Below are 17657 nucleotides of genomic sequence, written 5' to 3' on the forward strand. Positions count from 1 at the left end.
ACGTCACCGCGCCAGTGGGAGCCAGACGCGCATCGGCGCGGCGCCGCGGTTCGCCCAGGCGTAGTAGGGGACCGCGGTCGCGGTGACGGCCTGGAGGCCCGTGGCGGGGCCCGCAGAGCCGGCCGCGTCGTCGACGCTGGTGGCGTCCAGAGCGTGATCCGCGCCTCCCGGCCCGTCCAGTCGTCGGTACGGCCACGCTGCCTGCACGTGCTCGGCAGGCGCACGACCCGGAACGCGCAGCGTGACGATGCCGTCGAGCAACCCGTCCTGGCGGTCCTCGGTGATCGTCGCGTCCGCGTCGACCGTCAGGTCGTCGACCGTGAAGCCCTGCTGGTCGGCCTGCTCGACCGCGTACACGAGCGGGCCGCGCTCGATCGCGACCTGCCCGCGGGCGGCGTCGATCCGGGTGTCGGCCACGTACCGGTGCGGCGTCGTGTCGAAGGCGAGCTCGACGGTGTCGCCGGCGGTCCACTCGCGGTCGATGACGTGCAGCGTGCCCGGCGCGGGGCTGTCCGTGCCGTCCGGACCCGTGACCGTCGTGGTGTCCGACCATGCGGGGATCCGCAGACCGAGGGCGAGCGGGCCGTCCTCGGTGACCGTGACGCGCACGTGGCCGTCGTGCGGGTAGCCGGTCTCGACGTCGACCCGGCCGAGCGACGCCGTGGCGTACTGGTGCAGCTGCAAACCGCCGTCGGTCGCGGTCGCCAGGTAGCCGTCGAGGCTCGCGAACGTCCGCATGATGTTCGGCGGGCAGCACGCGCAGTCGAACCAGCCGCGGCGCCCGTGCGCGGGGGAGCGGTTCTCGTCCTGGTGGGCGTGGTCGCGCTGCTGCAGCGGGTTCACGTAGAAGTACTCCGTGCCGGCCAGGCTCACCCCGGCGAGGAACGCGTTGTACAGCAGGCGCTCGATCGCGTCGGCGTACTCGGGCTTGCCGGTCGCGAGCAGCAGGCGCCAGGCCCACTGGATGCCGCCGATCGCCGCGCAGGTCTCGGCGTAGCCGCGGTCGGTCGGGAGCTCGTACGGGTCGCCGAACGCCTCCCAGTCCCAGCGGGCACCGAGGCCGCCCGTGATGAACGCCTTCGTCGCGAGCATGTCCGCGAACTGCCGCTCGCTCGCCGTCAGGAGTTCGGTGTCGCCGGTCTCGATCGCGACGTCGACCGCTCCGGCCGCCAGGTACACGGCGCGGACGGCGTGCCCCTCGACGGTCGTGGCCTGTCGACTCGGCACGCGGTCGGAGAAGTACGTCGGTTCGCCGCCGGCCCGCTCGATGATGCCGTGCCCGCGGGCGTCCACGAACCAGTGCGCGAGGTCGAGGTAGTCGCGGTTGCCGGTCTCGCGGTAGAGCTCGACGAGGCCCATCTCGACGACGGGGTGGCCGTCGATGTCGGTCGTCTTGCCGTCGCCGTCGCCGAAGGTCCGGACCAGGTGGTCGGCGTTCTTGATCGCGACCTCGAGCAGGCCGGTGTCGCCCGTCGCACGGTGCTGCGCCACGGCCGCCTGGTACAGGTGTCCGGCGCAGTACATCTCGTGGCTCCACTTGAGGTCCGTGTACCGCTCGCCCTTCCCGCGGATCTGCTGCACGGAGTCGAGGTAGCCGTCGTCGGCCTGCGCCTGGGCGTACAGGGCGGTGACCTCGCGCTGCAGTTCGAGCAGGTCCTCGGACGGGGCGCGGCCGTACTCCCACGCCACCGCCTCGAGCCACTTCGTCACGTCGGAGTCCATGAAGATCGGGCCGGTCGCGTCGCCGTCCTCGAGGCCGGCGGCGATGCGGAGGTTCCGGAAGTTCCCCGCGGCCTCGAGCAGGGCGTACCCGCCGCGGATCGCGTCGCGGCCGTTCCGCTCCTGCCGGAGTGCCCAGAAGCCCCCGGTGATCCGGGCGTCGCCCGTCGGCAGGGGCCGGAGCGTGAGGTGCGCGTCGGCGGTCGGGAGGACCGGCGTCGCGGTGTGTGCGCTGCTGGTCGCGGTGCGCGCGCGGCTGTCGGTCGCGGGTGGGGTGGTCATGTCGCCTCCTTGCGATGTGACTGGTCCGTCGGCCGGCCCGTCGATCGGTGCCGGAAAACGGTTTCTGGCGGGGACGCTACGACACGTCCGACCGTTGCGCAAGGGTCTTCCGCGTCGAATGCATATGATCGTGATCTCACTTCGTGGTTCGGAAAGGTGGTTGCCGTGACGGTCGATCGTGTCTCGCAGCCCGTCCGGATCACCGACGTCGCCGCGCTCGCCGGGGTGTCGATCGGCACCGCCTCGAAGGCGCTCAACGGGACCGGGCAACTCCGCGACGCCACCCGCGCCCGGGTGAAGGACGCCGCCGAGAAGCTCGGGTTCGTCGGCGACGCCCGTGCTCGTGCGCTGTCGTCCGGCCGGACCTACACGGTCGGCATGATCACGACGGACTCGTTCGGCCGGTTCTCGATCCCCGTGCTGCTCGGCGCCGAGGACGCCCTGTCCGCCGGGCAGATGGCCGTGCTGCTGTGCGACACCCGTGACGACCACGTGCGAGAGGCCCACTACCTCCGCTCGCTCGCCGCCCGTGGCGTCGACGGCATCATCGTGACCGGACGTTCCGCGGACCCCAGGCCGCCGATCGACGTGTCCATCCCGGTCGTGTACGCGTTCACGCCGTCGACCTCGGACGCCGAGGTCTCGATCACCCTCGACGACTCCGCCGGCAGCGCCGAGGTGGCATCGCACGTGCTGTCACTCGGACGGCAGCGGGTTGCGATCGTCACCGGGCCCGCACGGCACCGGTCCGCCGAGCGCCGCGTGTCCGGTGCCGTCTCGGTGCTCGGGTCCCGGCTCGTCGGCGAACCGCTGTACGGCGAGTGGTCGGAGCGGTGGGGACGACAGGCGGTCGACGTGCTCGGTCGGGGGTCGGTGGACGTCGACGCGATCGTCTGCGGGAGCGACCAGATCGCCCGTGGCGTGTGCGATCGACTGCGGGAGGTCGGTCGGTCCGTCCCCGACGACGTCGCGGTCACCGGGTTCGACGACTGGGACGTGATGGCGCTCGCGAGCCGGCCGCCGCTGACCACGGTCGACCTGCGGCTCGAGGAGCTCGGGCGTGTGGCGGGGCGGGCGCTCCTCGACCTGATCGACGGTGGGGCGGCGGCGTCCTCCGCGGTCACCCCGATGCTCGTCATCCGCGAGAGCACGATCGGCGCGTAGCTCGCGGGGTGCCTCGGCGTCCCGACGAGGTCGCACGCAGTGCCGTGGCTCCTTCGTCGAGGTCGCAAGAAGTGCTGTTCGAAGCGCCGGCGGGCGACAGATCGAGCGACCTCGGCGCAACGCGAGCGGCAAGTTGCGCGACCCCGGGCGGCGCTCGGCACCGCCCGACGAAGTCGCACGACGCGCCGCAGCTCCGTCGTCGAGGTCGCACGAAGTGCCGCTCGAGGCGTCGGTGGGCGGCAGATCGTGCGACCTCGGCACAACGCGGGCGGCGTGTGGTGCGACCGGCGTGGGCGGCGACGCGCGGCGGCGTTGCGTGAGTGAGCGCTCACGTGCCAGGATGTGAGCGCTCACGGAGGACGACGAGGTTCTGGAGGAACGCATGGGCGACGATCGCCGGCAGCAGGTCGTGGACGGCCGCACGACACTCGGCATCGAGCTCGGCTCCACACGCATCAAGGCGTGCCTGGTGGACGAGGACCTCGTGCCCATCGCCGCGGGCGCCCACGAGTGGGAGAACGAGTTCGTCGACGGCCGGTGGACGTACTCCCTCGAAGCCGTCGAGACCGGACTCCGCGCCGCCTACGCCGCCCTCGTGGCCGACGTCGAGGCGCAGTACGGCGTCACCCCGACGACCTTCCGCGCCGCCGGCGTCAGCGCGATGATGCACGGGTACCTGGCGTTCGACGCCGCGGGCGAGTTGCTCGTGCCGTTCCGCACCTGGCGCAACACCTCGACCGGTCCCGCCGCCGAACGGCTCAGCGACGCCCTCGACTTCAACGTCCCGCTCCGCTGGTCGGTCGCGCACCTGTACCAGGCGGTCCTCGACGAGGAGCCGCACGTCGCCGAGCTCGCCCGGGTCACCACGCTCGCCGGGTACGTGCACCACCGGCTCACCGGCCGCGACGTCCTCGGCGTCGGCGACGCCTCCGGGATGTTCCCGATCGACAGCGGCCCGGTCGACAGCGGTCCCGGCGAGCCCGGCCACCGCGACTGGGACGGCGACAAGCTCGCCACGGCGCAGGACCTGCTGGGCGGAGCCGTCCCCGATCTCCGCACGCTCCTGCCCGAGGTGCTCGTCGCCGGGGAGCACGCCGGCGACCTCACCCCCGAGGGCGCCGCGTGGCTCGACCCGACCGGCACCCTGCAGCCCGGCGTCCCGCTCTGCCCGCCGGAGGGCGACGCCGGCACGGGCATGGTCGCGACGAACGCCGTCGCTCCCCGCACCGGCAACGTCAGCGTCGGCACGAGCATCTTCGCAATGGTCGTCCTCGAGCACCCGCTGGGCACCCCGCACGAGGAACTCGACGTCGTGACGACCCCCTCCGGTGACGCCGTCGCGATGGTGCACTGCAACAACGGGGCGAGTGAGATCGCGAGCTGGGCGAAGGTCTTCGGCCGGTTCGCTGAAGCGTCGGGCAGCGCGTTGGCGACGGACGACGTGTTCCGGGTCCTCCTGGACGAAGCCGAGCACGCCGACCCGGACGCCGGCGGGCTGCTGTCCTTCAACTACCTCGCGGGGGAGCCCGTCACGCACGTCGAGGACGGCCGACCCCTGCTGCTCCGGACTCCCGACGCGCGGTTCACGCTCGGCAACCTCGTGCGCTCCGAGGTGCACGGGGCGTTCGCCACCCTCGCGATCGGCATGGAGGTCCTGCACGGCGAGCAGGTCCAGGTCGACCGGATGACGGCGCACGGCGGACTCTTCCGCACGCCCGGAGCGCCGCAGCAGTTGCTCGCCGCGGCCCTGCGGGTGCCTGTCGCCCTCGAGGAGACCGCGGGCGAGGGCGGCGCCTGGGGCATCGCCGTGCTCGCCGCCTACCTCGAGCACACCGACCAGCACCTGGCGGACTTCCTGGCGGGCACGGTGTTCGGGGTCGATGCCGTGCACGTGGCCGACCCCGCGCCGGGCGACGTCGACGGCTTCCAGACCTACCTCGGCCGGTACCGCGCAGCGCTCCCCGTCCAGGCCGTCGCGGCAGCCGCGACCCGACCCAGCGCCACCACCCACCACGGCGAGCCGACGGCGGGTGCCGAGCCGCGCCTCCAGGAAGAGGAAGTGACCCGATGAACGACGAGATCCAGCAGGCGGTCGCCGCCACCCGTGAACGCGTCGCGAGCCTGCACGGTGAACTCGTGCGCTACGGCCTCGTGATCTGGACCGGCGGCAACGTCTCCGAGCGCGTTCCCGGCACCGACCTGTTCGTCATCAAGCCGTCCGGGGTGTCGAGCGACGACCTGACCCCGGAGAACCAGGTGGTCTGCACGCTCGACGGTGTGCCCGCCGAGGGCTGGGGCAACGAGCACGGTCCGTCCTCCGACACCGCCGCCCACGCGTACGTGTACCGGAACATGCCCGAGGTCGGCGGTGTCGTGCACACCCACTCGACCTACGCGACGGCGTGGGCTGCCCGCGCCGAGGAGATCCCGTGCGTGATCACGGCGATGGCGGACGAGTTCGGCGGCCCGATCCCGGTCGGCCCGTTCGCGATCATCGGTGACGACTCGATCGGCCACGGCATCGTCGAGACGCTCAGCGGCCACCGCTCCCGCGCGGTGCTGATGCAGAACCACGGCGTCTTCACGATCGGCAAGGACGCGAAGGACGCCGTGAAGGCCGCAGTGATGTGCGAGGACGTCGCCCGGACCGTGCACATCGCACGGCAGGGCGGCGAGACCGTGCCGATCGCGCAGGAAGACATCGATCGACTCTTCGATCGCTACCAGAACGTCTACGGACAGAACCCCGAAGGAGCCATGCGATGACGCAGGTGAACCCCCAGGCCACCCTGGACAGCTACGAGGTCTGGTTCCTCACCGGGTCCCAGGGCCTGTACGGCGAGGAGACCCTGCGCCAGGTCGAGGAGCAGAGCAAGGCGGTGCACGCCGAACTGGCCGGTGCGCTGCCGGTCAAGCTCGTCTGGAAGCCGGTCCTGAAGGACGCCGACGGCATCCGTCGCGCCCTCATCGAGGCCAGCGCCGACGACAGGGTCATCGGCGTCACGACGTGGATGCACACCTTCAGCCCCGCGAAGATGTGGATCGGCGGGCTCCAGGCGCTCACGAAGCCGCTGCTGCACCTGCACACGCAGGCGAACGTCACGCTGCCGTGGGCGGACATCGACTTCGACTTCATGAACCTCAACCAGGCCGCGCACGGCGACCGGGAGTTCGGGTACGCCCTCGCGCGCCTCGGGGTCCGGCACGCCACCGCGGTCGGGCACGTCTCGGACCCCCGCGTGCAGCAGCGGGTGTCGAACTGGACCCGTGCCGCGGCCGGTGCCGCCGCCGTCCGCGAGCTGAAGCTCACCCGCTTCGGCGACAACATGCGCTACGTCGCCGTCACCGAGGGCGACAAGACCGAGGCCGAGATCGAGCTCGGCGTGCAGGTGAACACCTGGGCGGTGAACGAGCTGGCCGCGGCGGTGGACGCCGCCGCGGCGGACACGGCCGCGGTGGACGCGCTCGTGGCCGAGTACGACGCGCAGTACGACGTCGTCGACGACCTGCGTGACGGCGGACCACGCCGTGCCGCGCTCCGCGACGGTGCCGCGATCGAGATCGGCCTCCGCACCCTGCTCGCGCAGAACGGGTCTGCCGCCTTCACCACCAACTTCGAGGACCTCGGCACCCTCAAGCAGCTCCCCGGTCTCGCCGTGCAGCGCCTGATGGCCGACGGCTACGGCTTCGGCGCCGAGGGTGACTGGAAGACGGCCGTCCTGGTCCGGGCGATGAACGTCGCCGGCGCCGGACTGCCCGGTGGCGCGAGCCTGATGGAGGACTACACCTACGACCTCACCCCGGGTGCCGAGAAGATCCTCGGGGCGCACATGCTCGAGGTGTCGCCGACCCTCACGACGACGACGCCCACGCTCGAGATCCACCCGCTCGGCATCGGCGGCAAGGACGACCCGGTGCGCCTGGTCTTCACCGCCGACGCCGGCGAGGCCGTGGTCGTCGCGCTGTCCGACACCCGCGACGGCTTCCGGCTCACCGCGAACGTCGTCGACATTGTGCCGCCGACCGAGGCCCTGCCGAAGCTTCCCGTCGGCCGTGCCGTCTGGGAGCCGCGTCCGTCGTTCCCCGTCGCCGCCGAGGCCTGGCTCACCGCCGGTGCCGCCCACCACACCGTGATGGCGACGGCCGTCGGACTGCAGGTGGTCGAGGACCTCGCGACCATGGTCGGCACCGAGTTCCTGGTCATCGACGAGCACACCACCGCGCGCGGCTTCCGCGACGAGCTGCGTCTCCAGCAGACGTGGCACCGTCTCGACCGCGGCTTCTGAGGGACACGGACCGTACGATGAGCGACGTGATCGCAGAGCAGCGCACGCGGACGAACTGGGCGGGCAACGTCACCTACCGGGCCTCCGGGTTGGCGCGTCCGACCTCGGTGGCCGCGGTGCAGGAACTCGTCGGGTCGACCGCGCGCCTGACGGCGCTCGGCTCGCGGCACTCGTTCAACGCGATCGCCGACACGGATGCCCTGCAGGTCTCGCTGGCGGACCTGCCGCCGGTGCTCGACATCGACACCGACCGTCGCATCGTGCGCGTCGCCGCCGGCATGATCCACAGTCAGGTCGCGGCCGGCCTGGAGGCACGTGGCTGGGCCCTCGCGAACCTCGCGTCCCTGCCGCACATCTCCACGGCCGGCGCCGTCGCCACCGGCACGCACGGCTCCGGCATCCGCAACCCGTCGCTCGCGCAGGCGGTGATCGGCCTCGAGGTCGTCCGCGCTGACGGTTCACTCGAGCACGTCGATGCGTCCACGCCCGACGGCGCCCTCGACGCGCACCGGGTGGCACTCGGCGCGCTCGGCGTCGTCACCGCGGTGGAGCTCGCCATCGAGCCCTCGTTCCAGGTCGCCACGACCGTGCACCTCGACCTGCCCTGGGACGCGGTCGTCGAGCACTTCGACGAGGTCATGGCGGACGCCTACTCGGTGTCGATGTTCACGTCGTTCGACGACCGCGGCGCACGCCAGGTCTGGGTGAAGCACCGCGTCGACGAACCCGCTCCGGCCGTCGACCTGGTCGCGCTCGGGGCCCGGCCCGCGACCGGCCCCGTCCACCCGGGCGAGAACGACCCCGCCGGGGTCACCGAGCAGGGCGGCGTCCCCGGACCGTGGTCCGAGCGGCTCCCGCACTTCCGGTCCTCGTTCACGCCGTCGACCGGGGCCGAGATCCAGGCGGAGTACCTGCTGCCCGCGTCGTCCGCCGTCGACGCGCTGCAGGCCCTGCGTCCGTTGCAGTCCCTCTTCGCGCCGCTGCTCATCGCCGCCGAGGTCCGCACGGTCGCACCCGACACCGCCTGGCTCGCGCCGTCGTCCGGGCGACAGTCGGTGGGGATCCACTTCACCTTCCGGCGGGACGCGGACGCCGTGGCCGCCGCGGTCCTGCGCATCGAGGAGGCACTCGCCCCCTTCGACGCCCGGCCGCACTGGGGCAAGGTCTCGGCCGCGAGTGCCGAGCGCCTCCACGAGGTGTACCCGCGGCTGGACGCGTTCGCCGCGGTGGCGCGAGACCTCGACCCGACGGGGAAGTTCCGCAACGAGTTCCTGGCGCGCGTCCTGTCCTGATGCTTGCGGCCCGTCGTCGCGTCGAGGGAGCAGAAATCGTCGGGTCTCGTCCGGGCACTCGACGATTCGTGCTCACTCGATGAACGCGGCGGGGGCGGCAGCGATGAACTCTGTGCGAACGCATCGGGAATAGCGGGACGTCGCGCAGGACTTGGACCGTTACGTCGTGCGTCGTCCCGCACGCACGAGATTCGGACGGTCGCACGCCCGGGTGTCAGGATGGACGGCGCCCGGTGACCCGACCCGAGCCGCAGCAGCGACCACCCCACGGTCGCCACCCCCACCACTTCCCACGAGGAGCAGCATCGTCATGAGACGCCCCAAGCGCCTGACCATCACCGCGGCGGTCGCCGCAGCAGCAGCCCTGGTCCTGACCGGCTGCTCGGGCGGAGGGGCCTCCGACGACGCATCGAGCGGCACGGCCAAGGGCGGCACGCTCAACATCCTGACGACGGCGACCTCGGTGCACCTCGACCCGGCCACCAGCCAGAACCTCAACATCACCACGCTCGGCCTCGTGCTGCGTCGCCTGACCGCGTGGGACGTCGAGCCCGGCAAGACGGCCAAGGTCGTCCCGGACCTCGCGACGAACACCGGCGACTCGAGCGACGGCGGCAAGACCTGGACCTACCACCTCAAGAAGGGGCTGAAGTTCCAGGACGGCACGGCGATCACCACGAAGGACATCAAGTGGGGCATCGAGCGCTCGTTCGCGCCGACCCTCACCGGTGGCCTGAGCTACCACAAGTCGCTCCTCGTCGGCGGTGACACGTACAAGGGCCCGTTCGACGGCAAGACGCTCGACAGCATCGAGACGCCGGACGACTCCACCATCGTCTTCAAGCTCAACGCGGCCTACGGCGACTGGCCGTGGCTCGTGTCGATGCCCGCGTTCGCCCCGGTCCCCGAGGGCGACGGCACCGACACCGGTGCCTACGACGCCAAGCCCGTCGCGTCCGGCCCGTACCAGGTGCAGTCGAACACGCAGGGCTCGCAGATCACGCTCGTCCGGAACAAGGAGTGGAGCGCGTCGACCGACGACGTCCGCACCGCCGGTCCGTCGAAGGTCGTGTTCAAGGAGAGCCAGGACCCGTCGACGGTCACCCAGACGCTCATCGCCGACAACGGCGACGCGAAGGACTCCTTCGGCGCCACGTACCTCGGTGCGGCCGAGCTGAACCAGGTCCGCTCGAACCCGTCCGCGCAGGACCGCCTCGCCACGTCGAAGGCCGGCCCGATCACCTACATGGCGATCAACACGCAGAAGGGCTCGCTCAAGGAGCTCAAGGTCCGCCAGGCGCTGCAGTACGCCGTCGACAAGAAGTCGTACCGGATCGCCGCCGGTGGTGCGCTCGCCGGCTCGTACGCCACGACCCTCATCACGCCGGGCATCGCCGGTCGCCAGGACTACGACCTGTACAAGCCGGGTGCGTCCGGTGACGTCGCCAAGGCGAAGGAGCTCCTGCAGGAGGCCGGTGTCTCCGACCTCAAGCTGACCCTCGCCACGCAGAACGACCCGTCGAGCCTCGCCCAGTCGCAGGCCCTGCAGGCCGGCCTCAAGCGCGCCGGGATCACGGTGACGCTGAAGCCGCTCGACTCGGACTCGTTCTACACCGCGACGACCGACGGCACCGACTTCGACCTGGCGCTCTTCAGCTGGCAGCCGGACTTCCCGAGTGCGAACGCCAACATCCAGCCGCTCTACGACTCGTCGCAGATCGGTGGCGGCGGCTACAACGTCTCGAAGTACAGCAACCCCGAGGTGGACGCCCTCATCAAGGAGGCCAGCGCGACCGTCGACCAGAAGGACGCGCAGAAGCTCTGGGCCGAGGCGGACAAGAAGATCATGGGCGACGCCCCGATCGTGCCGCTGACCTACGCGAAGCAGTCGTTCCTCGCCGGCTCGAACGTGCAGAACTTCCAGATCGCGGACTTCCCGGCGTACCCGAACTACCTCAAGGTCTCGCTCGCGAAGTGAGTGCACCGCTGCTCGAGGTCGAGGGGCTCCGCGTCGCGTTCGGCGACGCGGAGCCCGTTGTCCGTGACGTCTCCTTCACCCTGACGCCCGGCCGGGTGCTCGCCCTGGTCGGCGAGTCCGGCTCGGGCAAGTCCGTCAGCGCGATGAGCGTGCTCGGTCTGCTCCCGCCGGAAGCCCGGGTCAGCGGCAGCATCCGGTTCCGCGGCACCGAGCTCGTCGGCGCGACGGACGACCAGCTGCGCGCGGTCCGTGGCGCCAGCATCGGCGTCGTGTTCCAGGAGCCGATGAACTCCTTCACGCCCGTGCTCTCGATCGGGACGCAGATCGCCGAGGCGATCACGGCGCACCCGACGGACCTCGACCGTGCCGGGGTGTCCGCGCGGATCGACGAGCTGCTGCGTGCCGCCGGGCTCACCGACCCGCAGCGGATCCGGAAGGCGTACCCGCACGAACTGTCCGGCGGGCAGCTGCAGCGGGCGATGATCGCGATGGCGCTCGCGGGGGACCCGGTGGCGCTCATCGCCGACGAGCCGACGACGGCGCTCGACGTCACGGTGCAGGCGGGGATCCTCGACCTCCTCCGCAGGCTCGGGCGCGAGCGTGACCTCGCGGTGCTGCTCATCACGCACGACATGGGCGTGGTGGCGGACGTCGCCGACGAACTCCTCGTGATGCGTCGGGGCGACCCGGTCGAACACGGGACGGTCGCGGAGGTCTTCGCGCACCCGACCGCCGAGTACACCCGAGCACTCCTCGACGCGGTCCCCAGCCTGGAGGCGCGACCCGCCTCCGCCCCGCCTGCTGCGGCTGGCCCCGGGGCTGGCACTGCGGCCGAGTCTCGGCCTGAGCGACAGTTCTCGGCAAGAACCGCGCGAGAGGTGTCGCCCAGCGCGAGTCTCGGACCAGCGCAAGCGGATGTCGTGGACGGGAGTCGCGCCTCCAGGCCGCTCGTCGCGCAGCTGCGCGACGTCGCCGTGCGGTACGCACGCCGCGGCGATCCCGTCGTGTCCGGGATCGACCTCGAGCTCCGCGCCGGCGAGACCCTCGGCCTCGTGGGGGAGTCCGGTTCCGGCAAGTCGACCATCGGGCGGGCGCTCGCCGGCCTGGTGCCGGTCGTGGCCGGCTCGGTCGAGGTGGACGGCAGCGACCTCCGCACGGCCCGGGGCGGACGGCTGCGGGAGCTCCGCAGCCGCGTCGGCATCGTCTTCCAGGACCCGGCGTCCTCGCTCAACCCGCGGCAGACCATCGGGTGGAGCATCGCCGAGCCACTCTTGGTGCACGGCACCGCCTCCACCGCCGAGCGTGCGGAACGGGTGCGGGAGCTCCTCGTCGCGGTGCAGCTCGACCCGTCGTGGGCCGAGCGGTTCCCGCACCAGCTCTCCGGCGGACAGCGGCAGCGCGTCGGCGTCGCCCGGGCCCTCGCACTCCGGCCCGCGCTCGTGATCGCCGACGAGCCGACCTCGGCCCTCGACGTCACCGTGCAGGCCGCCGTGCTCGATCTGCTGTCCGATCTGCAGCAGGAGTTCGGTTTCGGGATGCTGCTGATCAGCCACGACCTCGCCGTCGTCCGGCAGCTCGCCGACGAGGTCGTGGTGCTGCACCGCGGCCGCGTCGTCGAACGGGGCACCACCGACGCCGTGCTCGACGACCCGCAGCAGGACTACACGCGCATGCTCCTCGCCGCAGCGCCCGTCGCCGATCCAGTGCGACAGGCCGCCCGCCGCGAGGCCTGGCGCGCATGGGAAGGGGTGGCCTCGTGACCGCCAACGTCGTCGACCGTCCGGTGTCGGCCGCTGCGAACCGGAGCACCGGGTTCCGTGCCGTCGTGCGCCGGGTCCGGCAGGACCGCTGGGCCGTGGCGTCCGCGGTCGTCATCGTCGTGTTCGTCGTCGTGGCGATCGCCGCGCCGCTCATCGCCGCGATCACCGGCCAGGACCCGTACGGCTACAACATCGATGCACTGAACTCGTTCGGTGCGCCGAAGGGCGTCGGCGGTGGGATCAGCGGCGAGCACTGGTTCGGCGTCGAGCCGCTCACCGGGCGCGACCTGTTCGCCATCGTGACGTACGGCGCGCGGACCTCGCTCGGCATCGGCCTCGCCGCGACCGTCCTGTCGATCGTCATCGGCGTGCTCGTCGGTGTGACGACCGGTTTCTTCGGCGGCTGGTACGACCGGGTGCTCTCCCGGGTCGTCGACGTCATCTTCGGGTTCCCGTCGCTCGTGTTCATGATCGCGCTCACCGCGATCGTGCCGACGTCCTTCCCGAAGCCCGTGCTCGTCGTCCTCGTCATCGGGTTCTTCGGCTGGCCGTCCGTCGCCCGTGTCGTCCGCGGTCAGACCCTGTCGCTCGTGAGCCGGAACTACGTCGTCGCCTCGACCGCGATGGGCGCCGGCCGGTGGCACGTCATCCGGACCCAGCTGCTGCCGAACCTCGCGGCGACGATCACCGTCTACGCGACGATCTCGATCCCCTCGATGATCGGTGCCGAGGCCGCCCTGTCGTTCCTCGCCGTCGGCGTGACCCCGCCGACACCGTCATGGGGTCGGAGCATCGGCGACGCGATCGGGTGGGTGCAGACCGACCCGATGTACCTCGTGTTCCCCGGGCTCGCCCTGTTCCTGATCACCCTGGCCTTCAACGTGCTCGGCGATGCGCTCCGCGATGCCCTCGACCCCCGTGGAGGTGCACGATGAGCACGTTCCGCTTCATCGCCATCCGCGTCCTCGGTGCCGCGGTCGTGCTGCTCGTCGTCGCCGCGATCACCTACGCGCTCTTCATGCTGCTGCCGACGAACCCCGCCCGGGCGATCTGCGACAAGCCGTGCACGCCCGACCGGCTGCGGGAGGTCCAGGCCTTCCTCGGCACCGACAAGCCGTGGCTCGCGCAGTTCGGGGCGTACCTCGCCGGGATCTTCACCGGTCGGACGTTCGGCTCCGGGGCGTCCGTCATCCACTGCGCCGCACCGTGCTTCGGGTACTCGTTCCAGCTGCACGACAGCGTCACGAACCTGATCCTGTCCCGCCTGCCCGTCACCGCCTCGATCGCGGTCGGCGCTGCCGTGCTGTGGCTCGTCGCCGGGGTCGCCGGCGGAGCGCTCTCGGCCCTGCGCCGGGGGACCTTCGTCGACCGTGCCGTGATGACCGTCGCGGTCGCCGGGGTGTCCGCGCCGTCGTACCTCGTCGGGCTGCTCGGCATCCTGCTGTTCGGGTTCGTGCTCGGCATCCTGCCCACCAGCGGGTACGTCGCGTTCGGTGACGATCCCGTCGGGTGGTTGACACACCTGATCCTGCCGTGGTGCGTGCTCGCGTTCATCAGTGCGGCGATCTACGCCCGGCTCACCCGCGGCGAGATGCTCGAGTCGATGTCGCAGGACTTCGTCCGGACGGCCCGCGCGAAGGGCCTGCGCGAACGCCAGGTCGTGGTGCGCCACGGACTCCGGACGGCGATCCTGCCCGTGGTGACGCTGTTCGGGCTCGACCTCGGGTCGCTGCTCGGCGGTGCGGTCATCACCGAGAAGGTGTTCTCGATGCAGGGCCTCGGTGCGCTGCTGATCGATGCGGTCCACACGCTCGACCTGCAGGTGGTCGTCGGCTTCACGCTGTTCTCGGCGCTGCTCATCGTGACGGCGAACGTGATCGTCGACGTGGTCTACGCGTTCGTCGATCCCCGGGTGCGCCGGCGGGCGTAGGGCGCGGCGCGTCGCCGTCGCCCTCGCACGGTGCGAGGTCGTGGTTCGTTCGGTGCGAGGGTCACGCGGAGCGTGCGTCGTCCCACCACCGCAGGACTCGCGTGCCCGAGAGGGTGAGCCACCGCGATGGTTCACCCGCGGGGACGTCCACCTCGAACCACTGCCGCCCGGCCGGCCGTTCGCCCTGCGTCCACGTGCCGTCCGGGTTCCGTGCGGCGCGGACGACCTCGACCGCCTCGGCAGCGCGCGGGTCCGGCGGGGTGCCGTCGTGCAACGATGCCGCGCGCAGGTGGTCTGTCACCCGCAACGCGGTGTAGCTCCACCGGAACGGGTACGCGAAGCGGTGCACCCAGGGGCCGACGACCTCGCCGTCGGACTTCCGGTGCAGCAACCGCCGTTCCAGCAAGTACTCCGCGCCCCGGTGCCGGGCCTCCCGGAGCTCCTCCGCACGTGGGTGCCGGCCGCCCGTGAGCTGCTCGTGCTGCAGCAACCCGTCCAGCACGTTGAGGGTCGAGTGGAACGAGGACACCGTCGAGCCCTCGACCCACTCGCAGTTCCAGCCGCCGTCGGGCTGCTGGTGCTCGAGCATCCAGTCCGCGATGCCGTCCACGTCCGCGCCGAGCCACGTGCCGTTCGCGAGCGTGAAGGCGTTGATGCAGCAGTCGACCTCGCCGCCCCAGTACGGCAGTTGCTCGTACTCCCACCGGCTGTTCGCGTCGAGCCGCGCGGCGGTGTCCCCGAGCACGGCGGCGTCGAGGCCCCAGTCGCGCAGGGCGTTGAGCGACCAGGTCGTCGCCGTGTACGGCTGCCCGGGCTCCTTCGCCTCGGGGCCGTCGAAGTCGAAGTCCGCGGGGAAGTACGCGCCGCCCGCCCACTGCCCGTCCGGGTCCTGGTGGGCGAGCAGTGCCGCGCCGAGTCCCTCGGTGGCGACGCGTGCTCGGGTGGCCTGCCACGTCGAGGCGGGCGCGCCGAGGAGGTCCCGCTCCACCTGCCAGCGGATCGCCGGGTCGGAGTCGAGCAGCCAGTCGACCCCGTCGTCGTCGCTCATGGCGCGGAGACTACGCCGAGCTGCCCGACCCGTCCTGCCCCACGTACCGGTAGGCCGCGCCGTCGTCCGTCCGCTCGAGCACCCCGAGGTCCACCGCGTCCCGCCGTACGATCGCGACGTCCTCTGCGAACATCGCGATCGCCGCGTTGAGCACCGGCTCGGGGACCGGACGGGTCGCCCCGAGCCGTTCGAACACCAGCCCCACGATTCGCAGTGACAGGGGGTGCCGTTGGTCGTCCGGAGCGGGCATCCGTGCGATGCGGTCGAACTCCAGCAACGCGGCCGGTGCCTGCAGCCGCTGCAGGTCCTGCGCCGTCCTCCCGAGCAGTGGTGTGTCCGGGCCGTCGGCGCCGAGCCAGTCGAACGCGGCGATCGCCGATCGGGTCCGATCGTCGATCTCGCCGTCACCCACCACGGCAGCACGCAGCGTCGGACTGGCCAGCACGGCGACCGCCTGACGCGCCCGCCCCACCGATCGAGACAGGTCTGTCACGATCCGGCGCTCATCCGGTCCGGGTGCCACTTCGACCACTTCTCGCGGATTGCGTCGTCGATGGGGACGTCGAAGTGCCTGGCCACGAGGAGCACCTGGGCGAGGACGTCCGCGATCTCGTCACGGAAGCCCTGTTCGAGCTCGGCATCGGTCCGTCCCTTGCGCCGCGCCTGGCCCGACCGGGCGAGGAAGGCCTGGGTGAGTTCGCCGACCTCCTCGCCGAGCTTCAGCACGAACCACTCGGGTGTCCGGTCGATGCCGTGTCGTTCGGCGTAGAACGCGGAGACAGCCTCGACCTCGTCGCTCAGCTCCTGCACGTCCATCAGAAGTACGTGATCCCGTGCGGCGTCCGCGGCGGGGTGAGCATCGCTCGGAGCAGCGCCGGCGCAGCCGGGTCTGCTGCGCGCAGCAGGCCGGCGGCTGCCAGCGTGACCGGCGACACCGAGCCGAGGAGCAACGCACCGAGGTCTGCGACGTCGAGCTGGACGTCAGAACCGGCCACGTCGGCGACGTCGGCGGTCTTCGTGACGGTGCCCCGTGCCTCCAGGACGTCCAGTCGGTACGTGCCGGTGGTGAACCCGAGCGTGTCCGTGACGGCGAGCGTCAGCGAACCGTCGACGGCGTACGGCCGCGAGGCGAGCACCGCCGGCACGTCGAGGACGCGCAGCCAGACGTGGTCCTCCTCGTGGTCGACGTCGTACGCGCGGTTGTCCCCGAGGGCCGCCACGATCGGGTCGTCCAGCCGCGACCGGTTGTACTTGACGACGTCGTTCAGATCGATCGAGAGCAGGAACTCCCACAGCGACAGGTACGCGGCGTCGGTCGCGTAGACCAGGTCGACGACCTCGAGCACGGTGTCGCCGTCGCGGCTCTCCTTGACGCGCCAGGTGACGTAGCCGTCGACCTCGTCGGAGTCGTCGGGACGGTGCACGGCGGCCCGGACGTCCTTCGCCTTCTGGCCCTCCTGGTCGAGGAGCCCGAACACGACCGGCCACGTGCCGGCGTTCCGGACCATCGAACCCGGGGTGCGCGCGTTGAAGCGGTCGAACACCGCGCGGCCGGGACCACCGGCGAGCCACTGGGGCGTGACGACGCTGACGACGCCGGTCGTCGGCGCGAGGAACGGTAGCGCGCGGTTGCGGCGGACGCTGACGGCGCGCTCCCGGATGGCGCTGCCGAAGCCGAAGCGGCGGTAGATGGTGCCCTCCGACGCGGTGAGCGACGCGAGGGCGTAGCCGTCGGCGGCACCGCGCTGGAGCGCGTGCGTCATCATGCTGCGGAGGATCCCGCGGCGTCGTTCGGTCGGTCGGACCGTGACCGCGGAGATCGCCTGCGTGTCGATCGACGATCCGTCGCCCCAGCTGAGCGACTTCCGGAACCACGCGAACGTGCCGGCGGGCCAGGTCTCGTCGACGGAGCCGCTCGCCGGACGACGCACGTAGGCGCCGAGCCAGGTGTTGCCGTCCTCGACGAAGTGCTCGACCATGCGCGCGGCGTGCTCGTCGCCGGGGTGCGTCTCGTGGAACCCGAGTCCGACGGCCTGCATCCATGCCTCGGTCTCGGCGTCGGGTGCGCCCTGCTCGCCCGCGCCGGGCGCGAACTCGCGCAGTTCGTAACGGTCGTCGAATGCCTCGTTGCTCACGTCTCGACACTATCGGTGGCCGGTGACGAAGGAGAAGGGCCGGCCTGGAGGCACGGGTCGGCG

The 17657-nt window shown here is 71.7% G+C and carries 14 protein-coding genes; 9 read left to right on the top strand and 5 right to left on the bottom strand.

The features are described 5' to 3' along the window. Positions 1–3 precede the first annotated feature (3 nt). Positions 4–2001 carry a glycoside hydrolase family 127 protein gene (locus tag FS532_RS06345; RefSeq protein ID WP_144751540.1) on the bottom strand — a complete coding sequence of 666 codons (1998 nt, stop codon included), beginning with the start codon at positions 1999–2001 and terminating at the stop codon, positions 4–6. Positions 2002–2166: 165 nt separating this feature from the next. Here FS532_RS06345 and FS532_RS06350 point away from each other — a divergent pair, with 165 nt between their 5' ends. The 9 genes from FS532_RS06350 to FS532_RS06390 all read left to right on the top strand — a co-directional run bounded on the left by FS532_RS06350 (position 2167) and on the right by FS532_RS06390 (position 14411). Further along, a complete protein-coding gene (locus FS532_RS06350; protein WP_144751542.1) occupies positions 2167–3165 on the top strand; it encodes a LacI family DNA-binding transcriptional regulator in 999 nt (332 codons plus the stop codon). Between the two features lie 382 nt (positions 3166–3547). Next, positions 3548–5236: a xylulokinase gene (locus FS532_RS06355; protein WP_144751545.1), complete on the top strand. Its 1689-nt coding sequence runs from the start codon at positions 3548–3550 to the stop codon at positions 5234–5236. Next, positions 5233–5931 (top strand): L-ribulose-5-phosphate 4-epimerase, encoded by a 699-nt coding sequence (locus FS532_RS06360; protein ID WP_144751548.1) that lies wholly within the window; start codon positions 5233–5235, stop codon positions 5929–5931. Before FS532_RS06355 ends, FS532_RS06360 begins: the two co-directional genes overlap by 4 nt. Then, positions 5928–7451: an L-arabinose isomerase gene (gene araA / locus FS532_RS06365; RefSeq protein ID WP_144751551.1), complete on the top strand. Its 1524-nt coding sequence runs from the start codon at positions 5928–5930 to the stop codon at positions 7449–7451. The genes FS532_RS06360 and araA overlap by 4 nt, the downstream gene beginning before the upstream one ends. 17 nt (positions 7452–7468) lie before the next feature. Beyond that, on the top strand, positions 7469–8743 hold the full coding sequence (locus FS532_RS06370; RefSeq protein WP_144751553.1) for a D-arabinono-1,4-lactone oxidase: 1275 nt from the start codon (positions 7469–7471) through the stop codon (positions 8741–8743). 310 nt (positions 8744–9053) lie between these two features. Continuing rightward, positions 9054–10721 (top strand): ABC transporter substrate-binding protein, encoded by a 1668-nt coding sequence (locus FS532_RS06375; protein WP_186321936.1) that lies wholly within the window; start codon positions 9054–9056, stop codon positions 10719–10721. Next, entirely contained in the window at positions 10718–12481 is a 1764-nt protein-coding gene (locus FS532_RS06380; RefSeq protein ID WP_144751559.1) for a dipeptide ABC transporter ATP-binding protein, read from the top strand. The genes FS532_RS06375 and FS532_RS06380 overlap by 4 nt, the downstream gene beginning before the upstream one ends. Next, positions 12478–13416 carry an ABC transporter permease gene (locus FS532_RS06385; RefSeq protein WP_222121945.1) on the top strand — a complete coding sequence of 313 codons (939 nt, stop codon included), beginning with the start codon at positions 12478–12480 and terminating at the stop codon, positions 13414–13416. The genes FS532_RS06380 and FS532_RS06385 overlap by 4 nt, the downstream gene beginning before the upstream one ends. Further along, a complete protein-coding gene (locus FS532_RS06390) occupies positions 13413–14411 on the top strand; it encodes an ABC transporter permease (protein WP_079236773.1) in 999 nt (332 codons plus the stop codon). Before FS532_RS06385 ends, FS532_RS06390 begins: the two co-directional genes overlap by 4 nt. 61 nt (positions 14412–14472) lie before the next feature. On the opposite strand, the gene FS532_RS06395 is transcribed toward FS532_RS06390, so the two are convergent. Genes FS532_RS06395 through FS532_RS06410 form a run of 4 tightly spaced genes read right to left on the bottom strand, consistent with a single transcriptional unit; the run spans position 14473 to position 17594 of the window. Further along, positions 14473–15459, bottom strand: coding sequence for a squalene cyclase (locus FS532_RS06395; protein WP_144751565.1), 987 nt, complete (start codon positions 15457–15459; stop codon positions 14473–14475). A 10-nt stretch (positions 15460–15469) separates the two neighbouring features. Next, positions 15470–15904 (bottom strand): DUF2087 domain-containing protein, encoded by a 435-nt coding sequence (locus FS532_RS06400; protein ID WP_144751568.1) that lies wholly within the window; start codon positions 15902–15904, stop codon positions 15470–15472. 44 nt (positions 15905–15948) lie between these two features. Beyond that, positions 15949–16275 carry a MazG nucleotide pyrophosphohydrolase domain-containing protein gene (locus FS532_RS06405; RefSeq protein ID WP_144751571.1) on the bottom strand — a complete coding sequence of 109 codons (327 nt, stop codon included), beginning with the start codon at positions 16273–16275 and terminating at the stop codon, positions 15949–15951. Continuing rightward, positions 16275–17594 (bottom strand): GNAT family N-acetyltransferase, encoded by a 1320-nt coding sequence (locus FS532_RS06410; RefSeq protein ID WP_144751574.1) that lies wholly within the window; start codon positions 17592–17594, stop codon positions 16275–16277. The genes FS532_RS06405 and FS532_RS06410 overlap by 1 nt, the downstream gene beginning before the upstream one ends. Between the last annotated feature and the right edge of the window lie 63 nt (positions 17595–17657).

This window comes from Curtobacterium pusillum (assembly GCF_007673235.1).
GTDB lineage: Bacteria > Actinomycetota > Actinomycetes > Actinomycetales > Microbacteriaceae > Curtobacterium > Curtobacterium pusillum_C.

Bases quoted from the DNA above. Each gene is read 5' to 3' on its own strand.
- FS532_RS06345 (WP_144751540.1), bottom strand. From the start codon at position 2,001: ATGACCACCCCACCCGCGACCGACAGCCGCGCGCGCACCGCGACCAGC.
- FS532_RS06355 (WP_144751545.1), top strand. From the start codon at position 3,548: ATGGGCGACGATCGCCGGCAGCAGGTCGTGGACGGCCGCACGACACTC.
- FS532_RS06360 (WP_144751548.1), top strand. From the start codon at position 5,233: ATGAACGACGAGATCCAGCAGGCGGTCGCCGCCACCCGTGAACGCGTC.
- araA (WP_144751551.1), top strand. From the start codon at position 5,928: ATGACGCAGGTGAACCCCCAGGCCACCCTGGACAGCTACGAGGTCTGG.
- FS532_RS06370 (WP_144751553.1), top strand. From the start codon at position 7,469: ATGAGCGACGTGATCGCAGAGCAGCGCACGCGGACGAACTGGGCGGGC.
- FS532_RS06375 (WP_186321936.1), top strand. From the start codon at position 9,054: ATGAGACGCCCCAAGCGCCTGACCATCACCGCGGCGGTCGCCGCAGCA.
- FS532_RS06390 (WP_079236773.1), top strand. From the start codon at position 13,413: ATGAGCACGTTCCGCTTCATCGCCATCCGCGTCCTCGGTGCCGCGGTC.
- FS532_RS06395 (WP_144751565.1), bottom strand. From the start codon at position 15,459: ATGAGCGACGACGACGGGGTCGACTGGCTGCTCGACTCCGACCCGGCG.
- FS532_RS06405 (WP_144751571.1), bottom strand. From the start codon at position 16,275: ATGGACGTGCAGGAGCTGAGCGACGAGGTCGAGGCTGTCTCCGCGTTC.